The sequence below is a fragment of the Paenibacillus sp. J22FR83 genome (assembly GCF_059691955.1).
Map to the genome: position 1 here is coordinate 137,603 of NZ_JCAUAM010000009.1, position 20,955 is coordinate 158,557.

Annotated in this window: 18 protein-coding genes; 9 read left to right on the forward strand and 9 right to left on the reverse strand. The window is 47.9% G+C overall.

Going from position 1 to position 20,955, the window contains the following annotated elements; genetic code table 11:
* On the reverse strand, positions 1 to 1,530 hold the full coding sequence (locus AC58PV_RS17725) for a spore germination protein (RefSeq protein WP_497433549.1): 1,530 nt from the start codon (positions 1,528 to 1,530) through the stop codon (positions 1 to 3).
* Positions 1,531 to 2,050: 520 nt separating this feature from the next.
* On the opposite strand from AC58PV_RS17725, the gene ilvB reads away from it, so the two are divergent.
* The 5 genes from ilvB to AC58PV_RS17750 all read left to right on the forward strand — a co-directional run bounded on the left by ilvB (position 2,051) and on the right by AC58PV_RS17750 (position 8,411).
* The gene (gene ilvB / locus AC58PV_RS17730; RefSeq protein WP_497433550.1) at positions 2,051 to 3,796 is read left to right on the forward strand and encodes a biosynthetic-type acetolactate synthase large subunit; all 1,746 of its coding nucleotides are present in this window, start codon (positions 2,051 to 2,053) and stop codon (positions 3,794 to 3,796) included.
* Positions 3,793 to 4,281 carry an acetolactate synthase small subunit gene (gene ilvN / locus AC58PV_RS17735; RefSeq protein ID WP_056609108.1) on the forward strand — a complete coding sequence of 163 codons (489 nt, stop codon included), beginning with the start codon at positions 3,793 to 3,795 and terminating at the stop codon, positions 4,279 to 4,281. Before ilvB ends, ilvN begins: the two co-directional genes overlap by 4 nt.
* A 145-nt stretch (positions 4,282 to 4,426) precedes the next feature.
* A complete protein-coding gene (gene ilvC / locus AC58PV_RS17740; protein WP_497433551.1) occupies positions 4,427 to 5,419 on the forward strand; it encodes a ketol-acid reductoisomerase in 993 nt (330 codons plus the stop codon).
* A 155-nt stretch (positions 5,420 to 5,574) separates the two neighbouring features.
* On the forward strand, positions 5,575 to 7,122 hold the full coding sequence (locus AC58PV_RS17745) for a 2-isopropylmalate synthase (protein ID WP_497433738.1): 1,548 nt from the start codon (positions 5,575 to 5,577) through the stop codon (positions 7,120 to 7,122).
* Positions 7,123 to 7,214: 92 nt separating this feature from the next.
* Complete coding sequence (locus tag AC58PV_RS17750) at positions 7,215 to 8,411, forward strand: aminotransferase-like domain-containing protein (protein WP_497433553.1); 1,197 nt, start codon at positions 7,215 to 7,217, stop codon at positions 8,409 to 8,411.
* Between the two features lie 480 nt (positions 8,412 to 8,891).
* Here the strand turns inward: AC58PV_RS17750 and AC58PV_RS17755 are convergent, their stop codons facing one another.
* Positions 8,892 to 9,578, reverse strand: a complete 687-nt coding sequence (locus AC58PV_RS17755) for a DUF559 domain-containing protein (RefSeq protein ID WP_497433554.1) — start codon at positions 9,576 to 9,578, stop codon at positions 8,892 to 8,894.
* Between the two features lie 232 nt (positions 9,579 to 9,810).
* Here AC58PV_RS17755 and AC58PV_RS17760 point away from each other — a divergent pair, with 232 nt between their 5' ends.
* Positions 9,811 to 10,638 (forward strand): VanW family protein, encoded by an 828-nt coding sequence (locus AC58PV_RS17760; RefSeq protein WP_497433555.1) that lies wholly within the window; start codon positions 9,811 to 9,813, stop codon positions 10,636 to 10,638.
* 168 nt (positions 10,639 to 10,806) lie between these two features.
* The gene (leuB, locus tag AC58PV_RS17765) at positions 10,807 to 11,886 is read left to right on the forward strand and encodes a 3-isopropylmalate dehydrogenase (protein WP_497433556.1); all 1,080 of its coding nucleotides are present in this window, start codon (positions 10,807 to 10,809) and stop codon (positions 11,884 to 11,886) included.
* 83 nt (positions 11,887 to 11,969) lie between these two features.
* On the opposite strand, the gene AC58PV_RS17770 is transcribed toward leuB, so the two are convergent.
* Both AC58PV_RS17770 and AC58PV_RS17775 read right to left on the reverse strand, forming a co-directional pair.
* Positions 11,970 to 12,704: an SDR family oxidoreductase gene (locus tag AC58PV_RS17770; protein ID WP_497433557.1), complete on the reverse strand. Its 735-nt coding sequence runs from the start codon at positions 12,702 to 12,704 to the stop codon at positions 11,970 to 11,972.
* Between the two features lie 84 nt (positions 12,705 to 12,788).
* Positions 12,789 to 13,385 carry a Crp/Fnr family transcriptional regulator gene (locus AC58PV_RS17775; protein ID WP_497433559.1) on the reverse strand — a complete coding sequence of 199 codons (597 nt, stop codon included), beginning with the start codon at positions 13,383 to 13,385 and terminating at the stop codon, positions 12,789 to 12,791.
* Between the two features lie 136 nt (positions 13,386 to 13,521).
* Here AC58PV_RS17775 and AC58PV_RS17780 point away from each other — a divergent pair, with 136 nt between their 5' ends.
* Together AC58PV_RS17780 and AC58PV_RS17785 are read left to right on the forward strand one after the other, a co-directional pair.
* Positions 13,522 to 14,070, forward strand: a complete 549-nt coding sequence (locus AC58PV_RS17780) for a peroxiredoxin (RefSeq protein ID WP_028554012.1) — start codon at positions 13,522 to 13,524, stop codon at positions 14,068 to 14,070.
* 79 nt (positions 14,071 to 14,149) lie between these two features.
* Positions 14,150 to 14,458 carry a glycine cleavage system protein H gene (locus AC58PV_RS17785; protein WP_497433560.1) on the forward strand — a complete coding sequence of 103 codons (309 nt, stop codon included), beginning with the start codon at positions 14,150 to 14,152 and terminating at the stop codon, positions 14,456 to 14,458.
* On the opposite strand, the gene AC58PV_RS17790 is transcribed toward AC58PV_RS17785, so the two are convergent.
* The 5 genes from AC58PV_RS17790 to AC58PV_RS17810 form a co-directional block, all read right to left on the reverse strand.
* Positions 14,455 to 14,748, reverse strand: a complete 294-nt coding sequence (locus AC58PV_RS17790) for a hypothetical protein (protein WP_497433561.1) — start codon at positions 14,746 to 14,748, stop codon at positions 14,455 to 14,457. The two genes, AC58PV_RS17785 and AC58PV_RS17790, sit on opposite strands and share 4 nt — an antisense overlap.
* Positions 14,749 to 14,799: 51 nt before the next feature.
* Complete coding sequence (locus AC58PV_RS17795) at positions 14,800 to 15,108, reverse strand: hypothetical protein (RefSeq protein WP_497433562.1); 309 nt, start codon at positions 15,106 to 15,108, stop codon at positions 14,800 to 14,802.
* A gap of 70 nt (positions 15,109 to 15,178) precedes the next feature.
* On the reverse strand, positions 15,179 to 17,143 hold the full coding sequence (locus tag AC58PV_RS17800; RefSeq protein WP_497433564.1) for a glycoside hydrolase family 15 protein: 1,965 nt from the start codon (positions 17,141 to 17,143) through the stop codon (positions 15,179 to 15,181).
* A 179-nt stretch (positions 17,144 to 17,322) separates the two neighbouring features.
* The gene (locus AC58PV_RS17805; RefSeq protein WP_497433566.1) at positions 17,323 to 20,349 is read right to left on the reverse strand and encodes a 1,4-alpha-glucan branching protein domain-containing protein; all 3,027 of its coding nucleotides are present in this window, start codon (positions 20,347 to 20,349) and stop codon (positions 17,323 to 17,325) included.
* Positions 20,346 to 20,909: a DUF4912 domain-containing protein gene (locus AC58PV_RS17810; RefSeq protein ID WP_497433567.1), complete on the reverse strand. Its 564-nt coding sequence runs from the start codon at positions 20,907 to 20,909 to the stop codon at positions 20,346 to 20,348. Before AC58PV_RS17810 ends, AC58PV_RS17805 begins: the two co-directional genes overlap by 4 nt.
* Positions 20,910 to 20,955 lie beyond the last annotated feature (46 nt).

Consider the following 20,955-nt stretch of genomic DNA (forward strand, 5'->3'; position numbering starts at 1 on the left):
TTAGAAGCGATCTTTTCTAGGCGGAGAAGGTTTGTCATAGGGCTTAGCTCTCGTTGTATTCGAGCGAGTAAACGGACGTAAGCCGACTATCCAACGCGGAACCCGTAACAAGGTATCTTTGAATGAGCTTACGGTGAGAGGTGCCACAGGTGTCAAATAAGGAACACCGAAGGAACGCAGCGAAGCCAAATGAATTAAGATGGCCATGCAACCAGTCAAGATGCCGAATAATCCAAAGGAGCCCGCCAACAGCATTAACCCGAAACGAATTAATCGGGCGGCAACAGCCATATTCAGTGCTGGAGTGACGAAGTTCGAAATCGCTGTAAAGGATACGATGATAACCATGGCAGCAGAAACTAACCCAGCTTGCACAGAGGCTTGGCCAAGTACAAGCGCTCCTACTATGGAAATGGCGGACCCGATTACCCTGGGCATGCGCACGCCTGCTTCACGAAGCACTTCGAAGGTGACTTCCATGAGCAGCGCTTCAAGCAAGGCTGGGAAAGGTACGCCTTCACGCTGTGCGGCCAGGGAGATGAGCAAGGTCGTCGGCAGCATTTCTTGATGAAATGTCGTGATCGCGATATAGAGCGACGGAAGCAGCATCGAGACGATAAAGGAGATATAGCGAATGCCCCGAATGAACGTTGCGATATCAAAGCGTTGATAGTAATCCTCACTCGATTTTAAAAAGCTAAAAAAAGTAACGGGCGCTTGTAAAACAAAAGGCGTGCCATCGACCAGGATCGCAATCTGACCTTCGAGGATACCTGCGGCCACCGCATCCGGACGTTCAGAATTCATGATCGTAGGAAAAGGGGAGTAGGTAACATCCTCGATATATTCCTCGATAAATCCGCTTTCTAGAATACTGTCCGTATCAATTCGTTCTAACCGCGATGTCGCTTCAAGGATGACCCTTTCATCAGCAATGCCTTCCAAGTAACAAATGATGACCTCTGTTTGGGTATAACGACCAATGCACATGGAGATGAATCGAAGATCAGGGGATCTAATTTTTCTCCGAATTAAAGAGGTGTTCGTGCGAATATCTTCCGTAAAGCTTTCTTTGGGACCACGGACTACGGTTTGTGTTTGCGGTTCTTCAATGGCTCTCTTGTCCCATCCTGAAGTACCAGCGATGATCACTTCGTCATAGCCATCTGCAATCAGGATGGTATTGCCCCCTAGAAGGGCAGCGAGGACAGCCGTTCCTTCCTTACTCAAGGTTAGTTCACTGATGGTGATCGCCTGGCACAACAAATCATGGAAGCAGATATCCTGCTGCCAATAGGAGGCATTCTCATGAGCGCTAAGAAGCGGTTTTGTTACGTGTTCATTCAGGATATCATTTTGGACAAGTCCGTCGATGTAAAATAAAGCAACGCTATTCGTTTCTGGATATACGCCGATTTCTAGTTGTCGATAGTACACATCTGAGCTTTTGCCTAATCGATCTTGAAGCCATTTGACGTTATCCTGCAGCGATGTCGTCATGGGGAAAGGGACTTGCAGAGACGTCTTCATCGTTGGCCTCCTCAGAACTTTCCATAGAATTGGTATTATCTTCTCTCACTTTCCATTGTTTTATTCGATCTACCTATTGACTATTGGCTTTGGGATGCATATAATAATCTTTAATCATATTTGATATGGTGAAGCATACGAATGAATCGCTATGAAGAGGAAGAAGTAATAAGGGCACTTATGCGCAGAGAGCGTTGGACTTGCTGAAACCATCGCCTTAATCCCTTACGTACGAAGTCACCTCGGAGCTGTTTTCCTGAAACATGCGGATTGCCTGCACGTAGTAGGGAGAACCGGAAGAGCACACGTTATCGTGCTGAGGGTAATGTTCGATCATGAACGTTCCTGCTAAGGTTATGTGCTGTGAGGCATATAGCAAATTTGGGTGGTACCACGGAAGCTTAAACCCCTTTCGTCCCGTTGAACACGCGTAGTGCGTGTCTGGGATGAAAGGGGTTTTTCTTATTTTCATGGATTGTTTGACAATAACACGAATTGACTTTTCGAGAGGAGGATCACAATGAATGTTCAAACTGAACCAAAACGCTCTAAAGAAGAACTAATTGAAAAGCTGACGCAGCCAGACCTGATTACAGGTTCCGAGATTTTGCTAAGAAGCTTATTGCTGGAGGGTGTGGACTGCGTCTTTGGATATCCAGGCGGCGCTGTATTGTACATCTATGATGCGATGCACGGTTTTGATGATTTCAATCACTTGTTGACTAGACATGAGCAAGGCGCTATTCATGCAGCTGACGGCTACGCTCGTTCAACTGGCAAAGTTGGCGTATGTATCGCAACTTCCGGACCGGGGGCTACGAATTTAGTCACAGGTATTGCTACAGCATATATGGATTCTGTTCCTCTAGTCGTTATTACAGGTAACGTAGCAACGAGCTTTATCGGAACGGATGCTTTCCAAGAGGCAGACATTACAGGTATTACAATGCCGATTACGAAGCATAGCTACTTGGTAAGAGACGTTAATGACCTGCCGCGTATCATTCATGAAGCTTTCCATATTGCGAACTCAGGTCGTAAAGGGCCGGTTCTCATTGACATACCAAAGGATGTCTCCGCTCATAAAACCATATTTAAACCTGCGAAGGATGTAAGCATTCGTGGTTACAACCCTACGGTACAACCGAATAAGCTGCAAGTTGATAAGCTGATCAAAGCCATCGAAGAGGCTGAGCGTCCAGTGATCATTGCAGGGGGCGGCGTAGTTTATGCGGATGCTTCCAAGGAATTGATTGAATTTGTTAATAAAACGCGGATTCCAGTAGCAACGACGTTGCTCGGATTAAGCGGCTTCCCAAGTGCACACGAGCTTTGGCTCGGTATGCCAGGGATGCACGGAACGTATACCGCAAATACAGCGATCCAAAATGCAGATCTCCTCATCTCCATCGGTTCCCGATTTGATGATCGCGTGACGATGAATTTGAATGGTTTTGCTCCAAAAGTGAAAGTGATTGCGCACATTGACGTAGATCCAGCGGAAATCGGCAAGAACGTGAAAACCGATATTCCATGCGTTGGTGACGTAAAAGCTGTTCTCGAGTATGCGAATACGAAAGCGAAGCCTGCGAATGACGCAGCGTGGATCGCTGAACTGCAAGAAAACAAAGAGAAGTTCCCGCTTAAATATGGGGAAACCGAAACAGAACTTAAGCCGCAATTCGTTGTTGAGATGATCAGCGAAACGACCAAAGGTGAAGCGATCATTACAACGGACGTAGGTCAACATCAAATGTGGGCCGCGCAGTTCTATAAGTTCAAAAACCCGCGTTCCCTCGTTACTTCGGGCGGACTTGGCACGATGGGCTTCGGATTCCCATCCGCGATCGGCGCTCAAATGGGTAATCCGGATAAACTGGTTGTTTCCATTAATGGAGACGGCGGCGTTCAGATGTGTGCGCAAGAACTTGCGATCTGTGCGATCCACAACATTCCAGTTAAAGTTGTTATTATTAACAACCAAGTGCTGGGGATGGTTCGCCAATGGCAAGAGATTATTTATGACAATCGCTATAGTCACATTGACTTGGCAGGAAGCCCGGACTTCGTTAAGCTTGCAGAAGCTTACGGCGTGAAAGGCCTTCGCGCAACGACGAAGGATGAAGCGAGAAAAGCATGGCAGGAAGCCCTCGACACACCGGGGCCTGTCGTTATTGAATTCGTCGTACCGAAGGGCGAGAACGTGTTCCCAATGGTTAAAGCCGGCGATACAATTAGTGACATGTTAATGGGGGATTCGGAATGACAACTAAACATACAGTTTCCGTACTCGTAAACAATCAGCCTGGTGTCCTGCAACGTGTTTCTGGTTTGTTTGGACGCCGCGGCTTTAACATTGAAAGCATCACCGTAGGAGAGTCCGAAGAAAACGGACTTTCCCGGATGGTTATCGTAACCACGGGTGATGACAATACGTTGGAGCAAATCTCCAAACAATTGTACAAGTTGATTGATGTCATCAAGGTCGTAGATCTGAGCTCCAACCCAATGGTAGCTAGAGAACTCGCACTTATTAAAGTTAATGCTGAACCAATCATGCGTCCAGAAATTCTAGGCATCGTTGAAACGTTCCGCGCAGCGGTCGTTGATATTGGCCCAGCTTCATTAATCGTGCAAGTTGTCGGAGATTCAGATAAAATAGATGCTATGGTCGAATTGCTTCGTCCTTATGGCATTCGTGAGCTTTCCCGTACGGGCGTTACTGCGATGATTCGCGGTTCGGTGAAATAAATTTTTTAAGGAAATATCCAATGCTCGACCAGCAATAAGCTCCTCTTGAGTGGGGGTTTCAGCGAAGTACCACGGTAAATCGTTGAAACACCCACTCAAGGGGTAGACAAAACGGATTCATCATATCAAAGGAGGATTTATTCGAATGGCAGTTACTACTTACTATGAAAAAGATGCAGACTTAGCGGTACTTAAAGGTAAAACGATTGCGGTTGTTGGTTATGGTTCCCAAGGGCACGCACAAGCACAAAACTTGCGTGACAGCGGGTTGAACGTTATTATCGGACTTCGTGAAGGCCGTTCATGGAACGCAGCTAAAAACGATGGTTTCGAAGTTGTTTCCGTAGAAGAAGCAGCACGTCGTGCTGATGTTATCCAAATTCTAATGCCGGATGAAACACAAGCTCGCGTATACAAAGAGTCCATTCAACCGAACATGAAAAAAGGCGCAGCAATTATGTTCTCCCACGGATTTAACATCCATTTCGGACAAATCATTGCTCCTGAAGGTACAGATGTATTCTTGGTAGCTCCTAAATCCCCTGGTCACATGGTACGTCGTACGTACGTTGAAGGCTTTGGTGTACCTGGTCTAATCGCAATCGAGAAAGATGCGACTGGCAATGCAAAAGCAATCGGTCTTGCTTATGCAAAAGGTATCGGCTGTACGCGTGCAGGCGTTATCGAAACTTCGTTCAAAGAAGAAACAGAAACAGACTTGTTCGGTGAGCAAGCGGTTCTTTGTGGCGGTGCTTCTGAACTGGTTAAAGCTGGTTTCGAAACATTGGTTGAAGCGGGCTATGCCCCAGAAATGGCTTACTTCGAGTGCTTGCACGAATTGAAATTGATCGTTGATATGATGTATGAAGGTGGACTTGCTTCCATGCGTAGTTCCATCTCCAACACAGCTGAGTACGGTGACTATGTAACAGGTCCTCGTATCATCACAGCTGAAACGAAAAAAGCGATGAAAGAAGTTCTTTCCGACATCCAACAAGGTAAATTCGCTCGCGACTTCATCTTGGAAAACCAATCCAACTTCGCATTCATGAACGCTACGCGTCGTAACGAAGCTCAACACCCAATCGAGGTTGTTGGTGGACAATTGCGTGAAATGATGCACTGGATCAAAAAATAATACGGCATTCTTGAATTTTATAGCAGTACATTCCACAGGGAGTGATTGAGGAGAATTTCCCAATTACTCCCTGTGAATACTATAACGACTTGGAAAAAATACAGTACAAAGCTTACGAAGTAAGTTTTCTATGAAAACTTTTAGGAGGTGACATGGTGCGTAAAATTTACATTTTTGATACAACCCTTCGTGATGGTGAGCAATCACCAGGTGTGAACTTGAATACACAGGAGAAGGTTGAGATCGCCTTGCAGCTTGAGAAGCTTGGTGTGGATCGTATGGAGGCTGGTTTTCCTGCGGCATCTCCAGGGGACTTGGCTGGTGTGAATGCGGTCGCTAGAGCGATTAAGAATGCTTCGGTTATCGGCTTGTCTCGTTCTCGTGAGCAGGATATCGAGGCTGTTCGTGAAGCCCTTCAAGGTGCACAAGATCCATGCATCCATCTCTTCCTTGCAACTTCACCGATTCACCGTCAGCACAAATTGCGGATGGAGAAGCATCAGGTGTTGGAAACGGCTGAGGCGGCGATTAAATATGCGAAGAAGTATTTCAGCAAAATCGAGTTCTCACTCGAGGATGCAGGACGTACGGAGCTGGACTTCATCGCTGAAGTAACAAGCATGGCGATTCGTGCTGGCGCTTCTGTCGTGAATATTCCAGATACAGTCGGTTATATGACACCGTATGATTACGGTAATATTTTCAAAATGCTGAAGGAGACAGTACCTGGCATTGAGAAAATTCAATTGAGTGCGCATTGCCATGACGACTTAGGCATGGCGACTGCGAACGCGCTCGCGGCTGTTCTGAACGGTGCCGATCAAATCGAAGGCACGATCAATGGGATTGGCGAGCGAGCAGGGAACACCTCGATCGAGGAAGTCGTCATGGCGCTGGAAACACGCCAAGACTTCTACCAAGCGAAGACTTCGCTTGTGTTGAACGAGATCTACCGCACCAGCCGTCTAGTCAGCAAGCTGACTGGCATGGTGGTACCTGGCAACAAGGCGATTGTTGGCGCTAACGCCTTCGCGCATGAGTCCGGCATCCATCAGGATGGTATGCTCAAAGAGAAAACAACCTACGAGATTATGTCTCCTGAAACGATTGGCGTGAAGGAAAGTAAGCTCGTGATGGGCAAACACTCCGGACGCCATGCGTTCCGTGAGAAGCTCATTGATCTTGGATACGAGCTCGGTGACGAGCAAGTGAACGTGGCTTTCGCGAAGTTCAAGGATTTGGCGGATCGCAAGAAGCAAGTAGAAGACGAGGATATTCGTGCTCTGATCGAAGAAAAATTGATCGAAACACCGGAAATTTTCTCCCTTGGCACGCTTCAAGTCACTTACGGCAACCAAATGACACCAACGGCAACAGTTCATGTTCGCTTCCAAGATGGCAGCGAAGTGGCTGAAAGTGCGGTAGGTAACGGTTCTGTTGATGCGATTTACAACGCGATTGATAAAGCGACGAAGGAAAACGTGGAGTTGGATGACTATTCCATCAAATCCGTATCACACGGAAAAGATGCGCTTGGTGAAGTTCACGTTGTACTGAAGCAAGATACCATTTCCGTACAAGGTCGCGGTATTTCGACGGATATTCTGGAAGCAAGCGCGAAGGCTTACCTAGACGCTGTGAACAGACTGATCGATAAGCGCAAAAACCCAACAAGCAACAGAAGCAACGTTACGTTAATATAATCTCTTAGCCTTCATGGCAACCCGGATAAGCACCTCACCTCCACGATTCGAGGAGGGGTGCTTTCTACAAATGCGAAAGGATGCGTCCCTATATGAAATATCGATTTTCTAAATCGTTGGAAGGCTTCTCATCGTCAGCAGTAAGAGAAATTCTTAAGCTGACACAAGGAAGCTCGATTATTTCTTTTGCTGGCGGACTGCCTGCTGAAGAGTTTTTTCCATTAGACGCAGTTAGTGAAGCGTTCACAAGAGTTATTGGCGGCGGTAAGTCTGCGTTGCAATATGGGCTAACAGAAGGCTACAAGCCATTGCGCGAATCCTTATGTAAACGGATGGCGGCGAAGAACATGATCGTTACGCCGGATGAGATGTTGCTCACGACAGGTTCGCAGCAAGCGATCGATCTTTTGACACGTGTCTACATTGATGAAGGCGATGTCATTCTCGTCGAACGTCCTACCTATTTGGCAGCGATCCAAGTGTATCAAGCCAAAGGGGCCAAAATCGTTTCCGTTGACAGCGATAACGACGGCATGATTCTTGAGGATTTGGCAGCCAAAATCGCGCAGCATAATCCGAAAATGGTCTATGTCATTCCGACGTTCTCGAACCCTGCGGGTCGTGCATGGAGTTTGGAGCGCCGTCAGGGCTTGCTGGATATTTGCCGCGGCGCTGATGTACTCATTCTGGAAGATGACCCGTATGGGGAAATCCAGTTTAACGAAAGCGAAAGCTATCCGACGATCTACTCGCTTGGCGGTAAAGCTGAGGGCGGCAACGTCGTGTATACGAGCACTTTCTCCAAAACCGTTGCACCTGCATTCCGTACAGGTTGGATTATGGGTGACGAGTCGATCATTCGTCAGGTTGCACGCTTCAAGCAATCCGCGGATCTGCACTCGAGCACGATCGATCAGCAAACACTGTATCACTTGCTTGAGCACTTTGATCTAGACGCTCATATTTCCCTCATCCGTGAACAGTATATGGATCGGATGAAGTTCATGTCAGGGCTGCTCTCAGAGCTGAACTGGCCGGGTCTGAAATGGGAAGAGCCCAAAGGCGGTATGTTCATTTGGGTCGAGCTTCCTGAGCAAATTAACGCAGCGGAACTGTTGAAAATCGCTGTGCAAGAAGGCGTTGCCTTTGTACCCGGCGCTACGTTCTACGCGGAGAATCCGCAGTACAACACGATGCGCTTGAACTACACGCATACGGATAAAGAAACGACCGTTCAAGGTATGAAAAAGCTTGCCAAAGCTATGGAATCGTATTTGCAAAACGCTTAAATAAGAGAAGGAGCACCCAGGGCCGTTGGCTTTGGGTGTTTTTTTGTAGGGCTGGCTGTGACGTCGCCGGGCAGGAGAGGGAGAGTTAACGCCCGAAAAGGGCGTTAACTGGGTGGAGCTGGCGCCGAGGGCGCAGTTAAGGCCCGAAAGGGTCCTTAACGAGTCGCGCTGCGTCGTCGCCTGGCAAGAGCTTGAGAGTTAACGGCCCAAATGGGCGTTAACTGGGTGGAGCTGGCGCCGAGAGCGCAGTTAAGGCCCGAAAGGGGCCTTAACTGATCGCGCGACGTCGTCGCCTGGCAAGAGCTTGAGAGTTAACGCTCCAAATGGGCGTTAACTGGGCGGAGCTGACGCCGAGAGCGCAGTTAAGGCCCGAAAGGGCCTTAACTAATCGCGCGACGTCGTCGCCGAGCAAGAGCTTGAGAGTTAACGCCCCAAATGGGCGTTAACTGGCTGGACCTGGCGCCTCCCCGCCGCCGCCGCTCACTTCACCATCCCCGCCGCAACAGCCGGATGCAGCCGATAGTATCGGATTCGCTGCTGCCCCACGCCTGCAGAGAGAAGCAGTTCTTTCTCCATCATCTCATGGAGAATGTTCCTCGATTTCTTAATCCCGAATTGAAAATATTCAGATACATATCGAGGAGAGATCGCTTTTTCATGGGAGAGTGCTAGTCGACAAATTGTTTGTTCAATGATACTTAACTCCGCAATGTGTTCCTGTCCCCCATGCTGGTCGCTGAAATATTTCCCAATAAATTGCAGAATCATCTGTTCGCACATACGTGGGTGATTTTTCACATCATCATAGGAAAAACGCAAAACTTTCCATCCATCGATCATCAGATGATTTTGGCGGATGAGTGCATCTGAGAATTGTGTACGGCTAATTTGACTAGCGTGCGTGCTGTACCCATCAATTTCGATAGCGAGCTTCAGCCCTTGTCGAATGTAGGCAAAATCGATAAAACGAGTACCGTCACGGAAATCTTTGATTTCAAACTCGGGATGTAAATACAAAAAGTCGCCTAATGCTCTCCACCATACTTGTTTCAAAAATAAACGCTCGGCATGACCATGCCCTTCGAGTAATCTCCGCAATCGTTCACCTTTACGTTTCCTCGTGTGCTCCTTCATGAATGCCTCATAAGACTTATCGAATACTGACAAACGCCATCTCGCCCCTTTTTCTGATAATAAAAAAGCCGCTCTCTCACGTCAGCAAATGCTGAACGAAAGAAGCGGCGTGTACTTCACTACCATTTTTTAGCATTTTACCATAGGTGTAAGGAAATGATCAAGTAACCGACAAATTGGAATGCAAGGCAGGTTTGAGCAATTGACTTGGGATTATCTTGAAATTAAGATGGGGGGAGAATGTGAGAAAGGGGACGTTCAGAGGATGAGTAAACCTTTAAAACCGATCCACCGCAGTCGCGCAAGGATATATCTAGGGATCAAGGCGTATCGTTTGAAACGATATGTAGCTTGGTTTTTTGATGGCCAAAAGTATGCGTCCCATAAACAGAGTGAGATGCTCCCTCACCTCGCTTTTACGCACCGAACTCCTCTGTTACGGCAATTGAAGGACGTGGATATGTGGCTTCAACATAACAAAATCATTAACTTGAAGCTCGCTGCCAAGCAGTTGAATGGCGTGATGATCCGGCCTGGCGAGACGTTTTCCTATTGGCGCTTAATTGGACGTACAACCCGTAGGAAGGGATATGTCGATGGCATGGTGCTTTTTCACGGAATGGTGAAGACGGGAGTTGGCGGTGGTTTATGTCAGCTTTCGAATTTAATCTATTGGATGACGCTGCATACGCCGCTTACGGTAACAGAAAGGTATCGTCACAGCTACGATGTATTTCCAGATGTGGGGAGGACTCAACCTTTTGGGAGTGGAGCAACGTGCTATTATAATTACTTGGATTTGCAAATTCGGAACGAGACACAAGACGTATATCAGCTGGTGATCTATGTTTCGGATACCCATTTGGTAGGGGAATGGCGTGCACTTACGCCCACCCTTCATAGCTACGAAATGTACGAGAAGAACCACAAAATCACACGAGAGTACTGGGGTGGATATGTCCGGCATAATGAAATTCACCGCAGGGTAAGGAATCGAGAAGGGCAGCTTGTAAGGGATGAATGGGTGAAGGATAACCATGCGATTATGATGTATGAACCGTTGTTGACGGCTGGAGATAGCGATCATAAATAATGAAATGGACAACGGAAAGTTTTTCATGCATGGTTATAGGAATAAACTATCAAAGCAATAGCTTTTATATCTAAAGTAGCGTGCTATCTTATGGTACAATGAGAACAGGATATAACGATAGGAATGCTAACAAACTAGGTTTGCTACAATAAGGAGTGAATGATTGTCATGGCTGATGTAAAAAAAATCGCGGTAATCGCTGGGGACGGTATTGGTCCAGAAGTTGTTGCTGAAGCAGAAAAAGTATTGAAACGTACCGAAGAATTATTCGGATATCAATTTGAAACTGAACATGCGCTTTTCGGTGGTATTGCGATCGATGAGAAAGGTACACCACTTCCAGAAGAGACATTGAAAGTTTGTCAATCCGCTGATGCTGTTCTTCTTGGAGCAGTTGGTGGTCCGAAATGGGACAACAACTCCAAAGAGCTTCGCCCAGAAACAGGTCTTCTAGGTATTCGTAAAGCGCTTGGCTTGTTCTCGAACATCCGTCCTGCGTTCATCTTCGACTGTTTGAAAGAAGCTTCCACATTGAAACCGGAAGTGCTTGAAGGCACTGATTTGATTGTTGTTCGTGAGTTGACTGGCGGTATTTACTTCGGTGAGAAATTCCGTCGTGAAACAGCTAATGGTCAAGAAGCGGTTGATACATGTGCTTACAGCGAAAAAGAAATCGAGCGTATCGCGCGTCAAGCGTTCGACATCGCACGCACACGTCGCAAGAAGCTTGCTTCTGTTGATAAAGCGAACGTACTTGAAACATCCCGCCTATGGCGTGAAGTAGTTATCCGTGTATCGGCTGACTACCCAGATGTTGAGCTTGAGCACGTATTGGTTGATAACTGTGCGATGCAATTGCTTCGCCGTCCGTCTTCCTTCGACGTTATCGTAACGGAGAACATGTTCGGTGACATCTTGAGCGACGAAGCAGCGATGCTGACTGGCTCCATCGGGATGCTAGCATCCGCTTCCCTTGGCGAAGGTGCATTCGGCTTGTACGAGCCGGTACACGGTTCTGCGCCTGATATCGCAGGTCAAGGTATCTCCAACCCAATCGCAACAATTCTTTCCGTTGCTTTGATGTTCCGTTTGACTTTCGGTTACCACGAAGCTGCGGATTCCATTGAGCGCGCAGTGAAAGAAGTCTTGGATGCTGGTCACCGTACAGGCGACATCGCAGTAGATAAGAGCACAGCTATCGGTACGCTGGCAATGGGTCAATTGATTGTTGACGCAATGCGCAAATAATTATACCAATAAGCTCGCATTTTCGAAGCCGTTAAGCTTCGGGATTGCGAGCTTTTTTCATATCAGGAGGAGGTAGGAATCGTTTAGCCATTCTTTAGAAGCTTATCCGCAAGCGATGGGGAGATTCGTTGGAGAAGGCGAAGCAGCTTGGTTTTGCCAATGAGTATTTCATAATGGTCCCTTTCGAAACCTTGTATGAATTCGGAAGCGAGCTGATCAGGCGAAATTTTCCCTTTGCCCCGACCTGCGGTCATCTCAGTGCTTACAAGTGGAGGAATGATTTCAAATACCTTAATATTTGTTGTTTCCAATTGATAGCGCAAGCTCTTGGTGAAGAGATGTACGGCCGCTTTGGTCGCACAATACACGGGAGCTGATTTCTTGGGAACGAGCCCGAGTCCAGAGGACACATTGACGATAGCCGCATTAGGCTTTGTGATAAAATGTTGCAAGAAATGGCTGCATAACTGAATCGTAGCTGTCAGATTGATCTGGATTTCACGGTTGATTTTGTTCCGTACATCCGTTTCTTGGAGGAAATCATAGTTGAATTGGATCCCGGCATTGTTAATGAGGATATCTAGGTCTGGGTGTGCCTGCACCATTGTCCGAGCGAATTCATTAATGTCATCAGGATTATGCAAATCACACGGATACGCAATTAGCGCGGGACAAGCCTGCACGGCTTGATGTAAGCGATGGATGTTACTGCTCGCAATAATTACTGTATTGCCTTTCTCGACAAGCGACTTGGCGAGCGAAAGGCCAATACCGGCAGAACCCCCTGTAATGAGGATACAATGACCAGTTAGTTTCATCTGAACGACATCCTTTCGAAGGTGATATCAATCAGCATAAAAGGAATGGCTATGAATTTCATTAACCTAGGTTAATTGCCAAAATTATGAGTATGCTTGTGTATTTCGCCACTTTGCACGAATCCGGCTTAGAGCAACGGGCGTAATGCCTAGATACGAGGCGATATAGTATTGGGGAATCTCATTTTCCAAAGTGCCAAATTCCTCCAAAAAGCAGCGATACCGATCCTCTGCAGAAAGAGTTAGCAGTTGCATTTCGCGTCTTTCCTTTTTCAAATACAAACCTTCTGACATTCGCCTTGCCAAACGTTCCCAGGTCGGGTCTTCGGCTGTTAATGCCATGAAATCAGGGTAAAAGATACGAAGCAGTGTAGCGGGCTGTAGCGTTTGAATAGAAAATTGGGAAGGACTGTTCGTCAGCAGTGAACTATAGGAAGTGATGAATTCATGGGTCGAACAGAAGGATTTGATACGTTCTTTACCGTCATAGGTACTATAATACATGCGAAAGCAGCCGGATAAGCTGAAATATAAATAGGACATCTGCTCACCCGAGCGCAGTAAATGGTCGCCTTTGTCGAATGATATGGGGGTAAGTAAGCTTGTGAAACGGTTTTTCTGTTCATCAGTGAGTGGGAGCATTTTATCTAAAAACGTAAGCAGAGGCGTGAACAAGTGCATCAGTAGTTGCCCTCCATGGATTAAAATAATTATTATCTAGTATATGATCTAATTATTGACTTTCAGGTAGGGGAATGATACCATTTTATACGGATAATATAGAAATTTAGATAGATTTTGAGGAGGAATTATACCCATGGCAGAGCGTTTAGTTGGTAAACAAGCTCCTGATTTTACAATGGAGACAGCTACAGGTGACGGTACAGCATTCGGTAAAGCATCTTTGTCCGATTACAAAGGAAAATGGTTAGTTCTTTTCTTCTACCCATTAGACTTCACATTCGTATGTCCGACTGAAATCACAGCACTTAGCTATGCTGCTGATCAATTCAAAGCTTTGGATACTGAGATTCTTGGTGTTTCCATCGACAGCATCCATACGCACAAAGCGTGGATCAATACTCCAGTTAATGACAACGGTCTTGGCAAATTGGCATTCCCACTTGCTGCTGACATTACGAAATCCGTTGCACGTGACTATGGCGTTCTAATCGAAGAAGAAGGTATCGCACTTCGCGGTCTATTCATCATCGATCCAGAAGGCGAATTGAAATACGAAGTTGTTAACCACAACGATGTAGGCCGCAGCGTAGAAGAAACACTTCGTGTGCTTCAAGCGCTTCAATCCGGCGGATTGTGCCCAATGAACTGGAAACCAGGCGACAAAAACTTGGTTGTTAAATAAGGTATACTTACATAGAAAGGCCCCTCGGTTAGCATGCGAATGCGGGCGGAGGGGTCTTTCTTGTTAAGGAGGTCCGAGTATGGATAGCATAACGACAGAAAATTTATTTTGGATACGTAAAGAAGGCAACGAAGCTATAGTTGGGTTTACAGAGGATGCGTTAGAGAAATGGAGCATGATTCTATTCATAGAGCTGCCAGAGAAGGGGACCGAGTTAGCGAAAGGGGCCTTCATGAGCACTATCGAAACGGCTGTTGATGAATTTGACTTACTTTCTCCTGTGACAGGGAAGGTGGTAGCTGTGAATATGTTGGTAGAGCGCACCACTATGCTGTTGTATGAGTCGCCCTATGATAAAGGCTGGTTGTTTCGAGTAGAAATGACTTAGTCCCCGCCACCGCCGCCACCATCGCCGCCACCGCCAGAATCTCCACCACCACTATTTCCGCCGCTGTCATGGGAGTGCCCGTGGTCACTATGACCACCGTGATGTCCATGACTACCATGAGGACGATGATCCTCATACGGAGAGGAGTCACTAGCAAAGCTATTATAGCTGGCGTCATGGTTGTCATGTCGGCGTCTTCGCTGTTGCCTGCTCTTAGACTCGTGGGAGAAAGCAGAAAAAAGAAACAGAACGACAATTGCGATTATGACAATAGTGATAATAGTTCCCATACACAACCTCCTTAATAAAATAACGGGCTGATTCGGTTGGAAAGAAAGGGGCTAGTCCGAGTCTCCTCCAGAATCCCCTCCCGAATCCCCGGAATCACTAGCGTCGCTGGAATCACCGCAATGGTCATCCCCGTGGCTGCTGTGGTGATGGTTGTGGTGACCACGCCCAGGGTTATGGTCATAGACAGCTGTGTCATACCAGTTACTTGAATCACCTGCAACAGCTCTTTTTCTACGAGACTTTCCAAGCTGCGGAAGGTCTGATTTCTTCATTTTCATTTTCTTCCGAGTGCGGGATACCATAACATAAAGCAAATACAGAATGATGATACATAAGATATAAAAATTTAAATTCCCCAAAACCATATCCCCCTATGGTCGAATGTGAAAGGAGGACAAGATTTTACTCCTGTCCTCCGTTTACAATCGTTTACTTCCCTAATAGCTGTTTGTATTTGTTCAGGTATTTGACCACAGTTAGTACATAAGTCGCATGGGACCAAGTGAGTGGAGCAACAGACACCGGCTCACCGGAGAACGGATCCAATTGCTCGGATAAGACGCCGCTTTCCATGGCATGTTTGACGACCCATTCGAGAGTTCGGCGCGGAGCCTCAAGGTCTTCAACTGTCTTGGCATATTCAATTTCCCATTCTGCGATCCACAGGGTACAAATGATCCAAGGATTGCCCGGCACTTTCTCAATATCGGTGGAGCGTTGGAAGTAATAATCATGATGATAACGGGCGGAGCCACCGACTTCGGTTTTGATCGTGAGACCTTCTTTGTTAGCTAGCATCGTGCTTACTACACGTGGATCGTCAGCAGGCAGTACGCCAAACTCAAAAATACCGTACACGGAGCTTTCGAGCGTCATATCCTTCACCCATTGGCCATCTTCCATGTACAAACCGCGAACGAATCGTTGTTCACCTTCATCCCACAAATGTTTGAGGATACCGGATTTAATTTTCTCCGCGGTATGCTTGTAGCGATTGCTGCGCTCTTCATCGCCAAACAAGTTGCTGAAGTTTGAAGCAGCGATTAATCCCCCGTATACAGCAGATGCCGTGAAGGTATAGATCCCGTAGCGTTCTTCCCATAGATCGTAACTTGGCTTCGGAAGATTTAGTTCTTGATCGATGTAAGTGGACATAAATCTTGCCGCTCTGCGAATGAGATTGCGATAGAGAGACTGAGCAAACTCGAGACTTCCATTTTTCTGGAAATCTTGCCAGAGGGCATACAAGACAAGAGCCGTTTCATCTTCCTGAATCGGAAGCTGAACGCGTCCGGAATGAATATAAGGATGCCAACTGGAGCCTACGGTTCCATCAGGATTGTATTTGTGATGCAAGTAACCTTCTGGCGACAGCACGTTCGCACAGAAGTTAAAGAACGGAATAATCATGCCTTGGTAGCCCGCCATAGACATGGAATAAGCGATTAATGCGCCATCGCGCGGCCACATGTAGCTGTAATGATCTCGGTTGCTCTGCATGATGTCAGAGTCATTCGCTGCAATAATAGCTCCGTTCACATCGGTTTGCGTACGGACAAGCAGCAAGCTTTGTTTGAATAGACGTTGTACTTCAGGTGTGAGATCGTAGTAGTCGCGATCGATTTTGTTCGCCCAACGCTGCCAATATACCGTTACACGGTCAAGCAGCTTGCCTGGGTGGCTGTCTTTGACGTAGGAGTCGAGCTTCTTCACTTCCTCCAAGTTCTTGCCTGCGCCCATCCAGTAGTAGAGCGTCTGGTTGCCATTCGGTGGGACGAACAATCGGAAAGAGATCGTACTATCGACGGACCCTTGGGCAATGGCATTGCCCATCAGATGACCATCTTCCGCATCGCGCCATGTGCCTTCGGCGTTATAGAACCTTTTGACACCGGTAGAATACTGAAAAATCCCCTCCGTGCCAGTACTTCCGTTAAACATAAAGTAACGATCTTTCTTATAATGAAAAACGGTATTCGTAGAAGGGTAGTAAGCGGCTGTATCACCAACCTCAGTCTCATTAATGAGCAAGTCTTGGTTGAAGAACATACGCACTTCACGAACCGTATTCGTGTGATTGGTGATATGAATTCGTTTCAAATAAATATCCTCACGCTGGTGAACACCGTCATTCATAAGCAGAGTAACACCGAGGCCGGGATGTGTAGCTGTCACTTCTGTGACGAGAGAATCCTCCACATACGCAAGCTTGAATTGCCACTCAGGGGCATTCAGCCAAGCGAAGTCGCCATCTACCCATACACCAACACGGCACTGATAGCCGCCAATATGGTTAAGCTGGCCTACGAAAGGATAGTACAGATCTCGCATGTAGGAATGCTGATCGAGGTTAATAAGGAATTTTCCATTTCCGATGACCAGATGTCTTGGCAATACAATCACTTCCCCACTCTTTTGTTTGATCGCGCATTCAGATCAGGCCACGAGGACTGAACGATGGAGCACAAGTCTTGCAACTAGGTTACCTAATTCTGACAAAGGAATCAATGTTTCTTTGAAAAAATTCTGAAAATTCTTACTGGTCACGCTTTCATTTGGTGTGGATTACCAAATTATTTGATAATTTCCTTTTGAAGCGGAGAGTGATTGGAAGACGATTTCAGATTGGAAATTACCGCATCGTAAACATGCGTTGTCATAGAGCCAACTTTCTTCCAGTTATATTCGCTATGAACCGTGCGTAAGGCGTTCGCAGCAAGTTTAGACGCATACTGAGGTTGTTCCAATAGTTGAATAATTTGCGCGGCTAACGCTTCAGCATCCCCTGGAGGACAAGTACATCCGTTCACTCCGTGGCTGACAATCTCAGCAAGGCCTCCAGTATCTGAAACGATAAGCGGTGTCCCGCTTGCCATTGCTTCTAATGCGACTAATCCAAAGGGTTCGTAGAGGCTTGGGAAGATACAGATCTCTGCCGTTTGTAAAAGTAAGCTTTTGTCAGCTTCGCCTAGAAAGCCAGCGAAGATTACCCGATCTCCAAGGCTATGCGCGAGTTCTTTTAACCGATCTTGCTCAGGGCCGACTCCCGCAATGACGAGTTTGGCGTCTGGGTATTGGGTGAGTACTTGCGGCATCGCGGCGAGTAGTGTGTGTACCCCTTTTTCATACACAAGACGGCCTAGAAAGGCAAGAATGCGCTGTGGTTTCCCGCCAGGGGAAATAGTGTCAGCAAGCAATGAATTCAAAGTAAAGAGGGGGGACTCGGGCTTGTGCAAGGGAGAAACACTGTTTGGAATTACCGTTATTTGGTGAATAGGAATATGAAAGAGCGCCTTGATTTCTTGCCCCATGGCATGACTGCAAACGATGAGATGGTCGGCTGTTTCTGTTAATTTACCTTCTAGGGTATGAATCCGCTTCTGTAGCGGTGACTCGAGCTTCCCAAGATTGCGCCCTGTTTCTGTTGCGTGAATCGTGGCTAGAAGCGGGAGATGCGCTTGATGTTTGGCAATATGTGCTGTGTAGTACACTAGCCAGTCATGTGCATGCACGAGATCGAACACGATGCCCTGCTGTATGAGGTTCAACATGAGTTCTGTTAACGCCAAATTCATTTGAAAGACGCGATCTAGGAAGTGTAGGGAATCTGTTGTTGGGAGTACTTCTGCACGATGAATGTGAACTCCCTCGGTAACTTCATAGGGAAGACAACCTAGGGACTGACAGGTAATGACATGAACGGAATGTCCGTCAGCAGCAAGTCCTCTGGATAGATCGCAAACGGCTCTTGCCAGACCGCCAATCACATGCGGTGGATATTCCCAAGCTAGCATGAGAATGCGCAGTTTGGAGGGCTGGTTCTGTTGATTAGCCCCTTGGTTCGAAGTAACGGCAACTTCGTTTATAGGTATGACGGTATCTACTAAAGTTGATGCGCGTAGCAGTGTATATTTAGAGGCAGATGGTTGAAAAAGTCGATAATGAAGCTCTGGTAAGAAAGGGCTCTTCCGCTCGAGTGCATGAACCAGTGCAGCCAGCTCTTTGTCAGATCCGCTCTTGTCTAATGTATTCATTAGATTATGAAATTGGGATAAATGCGTTTCGATGCGCTTCGTCGCATAAGACGTGACCGTATCCGCGTCCAAAATAAACGTCCAATCGCTGCTCTGCGCGAGCATCAGCTCCCGCGCGGCTTGATTCAGCGCCCGCAGCTGCAAGCTGCTAAGCGCTGCGGGATCCTGGTGCTGCTGCGCAGCCAGCACCATACGGTCCTCCGCCGCGTGCAGCCGCGGCGTAACCCACTGGCTGCGCGGCTGCAGCCAGACCTCGGCATAGCCGCCGCGGCCCCAACTCGACACCGGTAGCGCAGCTACGGTGGTCGGCGCATGGGCGGCGGCGTAGCCGCCAAGCGTAGTCGTCTGCACGACTACGCTGTCATCGCTGCGCGCGGCAAAGCCGCGCAGCACGGCTTCGAGCCACTGGTGGCCTTCGTACCACCAGTGCCCAAGCAGTTCGGCATCGTACGGGCATACGATGATGTAGGGCTCTTCAGGCGCAGATGCACCGCCTGTGCCTCTAGCCGTGCGCCGCTCCGCGAGGCGGCGCACCTGCGCCACCCGGCTAGCGATGAAATGCTCAGCATGGAGCTGAGCTTTCTGAGCGGCCCGCGCCGGGTCGTAGGGCACTTTGGCGTCACCATCGCCGGTGACGCTGTAGTACTTGAAGCCCGTATTAATGCGTGCGCCGTCCGGCAGCACGTAGGGCTTCAAGTAAGCCCACTCGGCGCCGCCTTCGCGGCCGAGGTCATGCCCGATATCGCGATAATATTCGCGATAGTCGGGGTCGCCGGGGTACCCAGCCTCGGCGCTCCAGACCTGGGCGCCGGCTTCGGGGTCCCTGGCGAATGCACAGGCGCCGCCTGACGTGCGCAGCGGTAGGCCCGCGATGTCTTTGCCTATGTCATTGTCAGCATCGCGACGTGCTAAGGTGTGTGCATGCGTGTCTACGATGAAATAGCGTAGACCCAATGCTTGCAAGTGTGGCTCAAGCGCAGGCGTGTAGCCGCATTCAGGCAGCCAGATACCTGCTGGAGCCACCCCGAAGTGCCGGCGGAATTCCTGTACCGCCGCCTCGAGCTGCGCACGCAGAGTGCTATCGTTCTTAACCAAGGGGAGGAACGCATGTGTCGCTGCGCAAGTAATTAATTCTAAGCAGCCTGTGGAGCTAAGGCTGCGGAATTTGGCAATGAGATCACCGTGTAGGCGATCGTATAAGAGCTTGAGCCGGTGATACCGATCCGCGTACAGCTTAGCCAAGGGGCCGAAGGCTTCATCGCCCCATAGGCGAATGACTTCTCGCTGGCCCAACTCGCAAAGCGAGGAGAGGTGCTTGCGGAGGCGCAGATGCATGCGAGAATCCTCTAGCATAGCAAGCAGGGGTGGAGACAAGGATAAGGTAAAGCGGAACGGCACCTCATCTTCCATGAGCTTTTCCATCATGTCGATGAGCGGCAGATACGTATCGACAACCGCTTCGAAGAACCAGCGTTCTTCTAGCGTGATTTCAGAACTGTTGTGGCGAACATAAGGGATATGGGCATGCAAGAGCAAAGCAACATAGCCTTGTACGTTAGTGCTCAATCAGTATCGCCTCCAGGTTCCATATCTACAAGGTAAGTGTTCTTCGGGACATACACCGAATAGGCCGAGAAATACACATGTTCATCGGGCGTTACTTGCGGTAAAAGAACAGATGTTAGCTGGTAAATGAACGGATGATCAGACGCGGCTGAGTGATGATCGACAGGCAGGCTTAGCGCTGGGATTTGAATGATATTGGAATGTAGAAGCGGAAGGAAAGATCCCTGCTCATTCCGGATACCTAATGTTGCCATATACGATTGGCCGGAGGCTAGCCCGCTGAGAAAACAGGAATCTCCAGGGGGAAGCATAAGCTCTGAGACCCGATTCGCGAGGGGCTGCAGCTTGCTGTTAGACGTGCTAGGAGGTGAATCGACTTCGTGAAACCGTAGTGTTGGAGATAATGAGCGCCAGTCTTTCTCGTAATGCTCCTGAAGGAGCATCTGCTTACTGGAGGAAAGCTGCCAATAAATAAACTGCACGGTAGGAGATTGTGCCAGTAAATAAAGCGAATCACGATCAAGGGCAAAGTGGCGTGCTTGGATAGCGATCAGACTCACCTTTTCTGCTTGCTTATGTTATAAGAAGAAGTAATTGCACTAATCC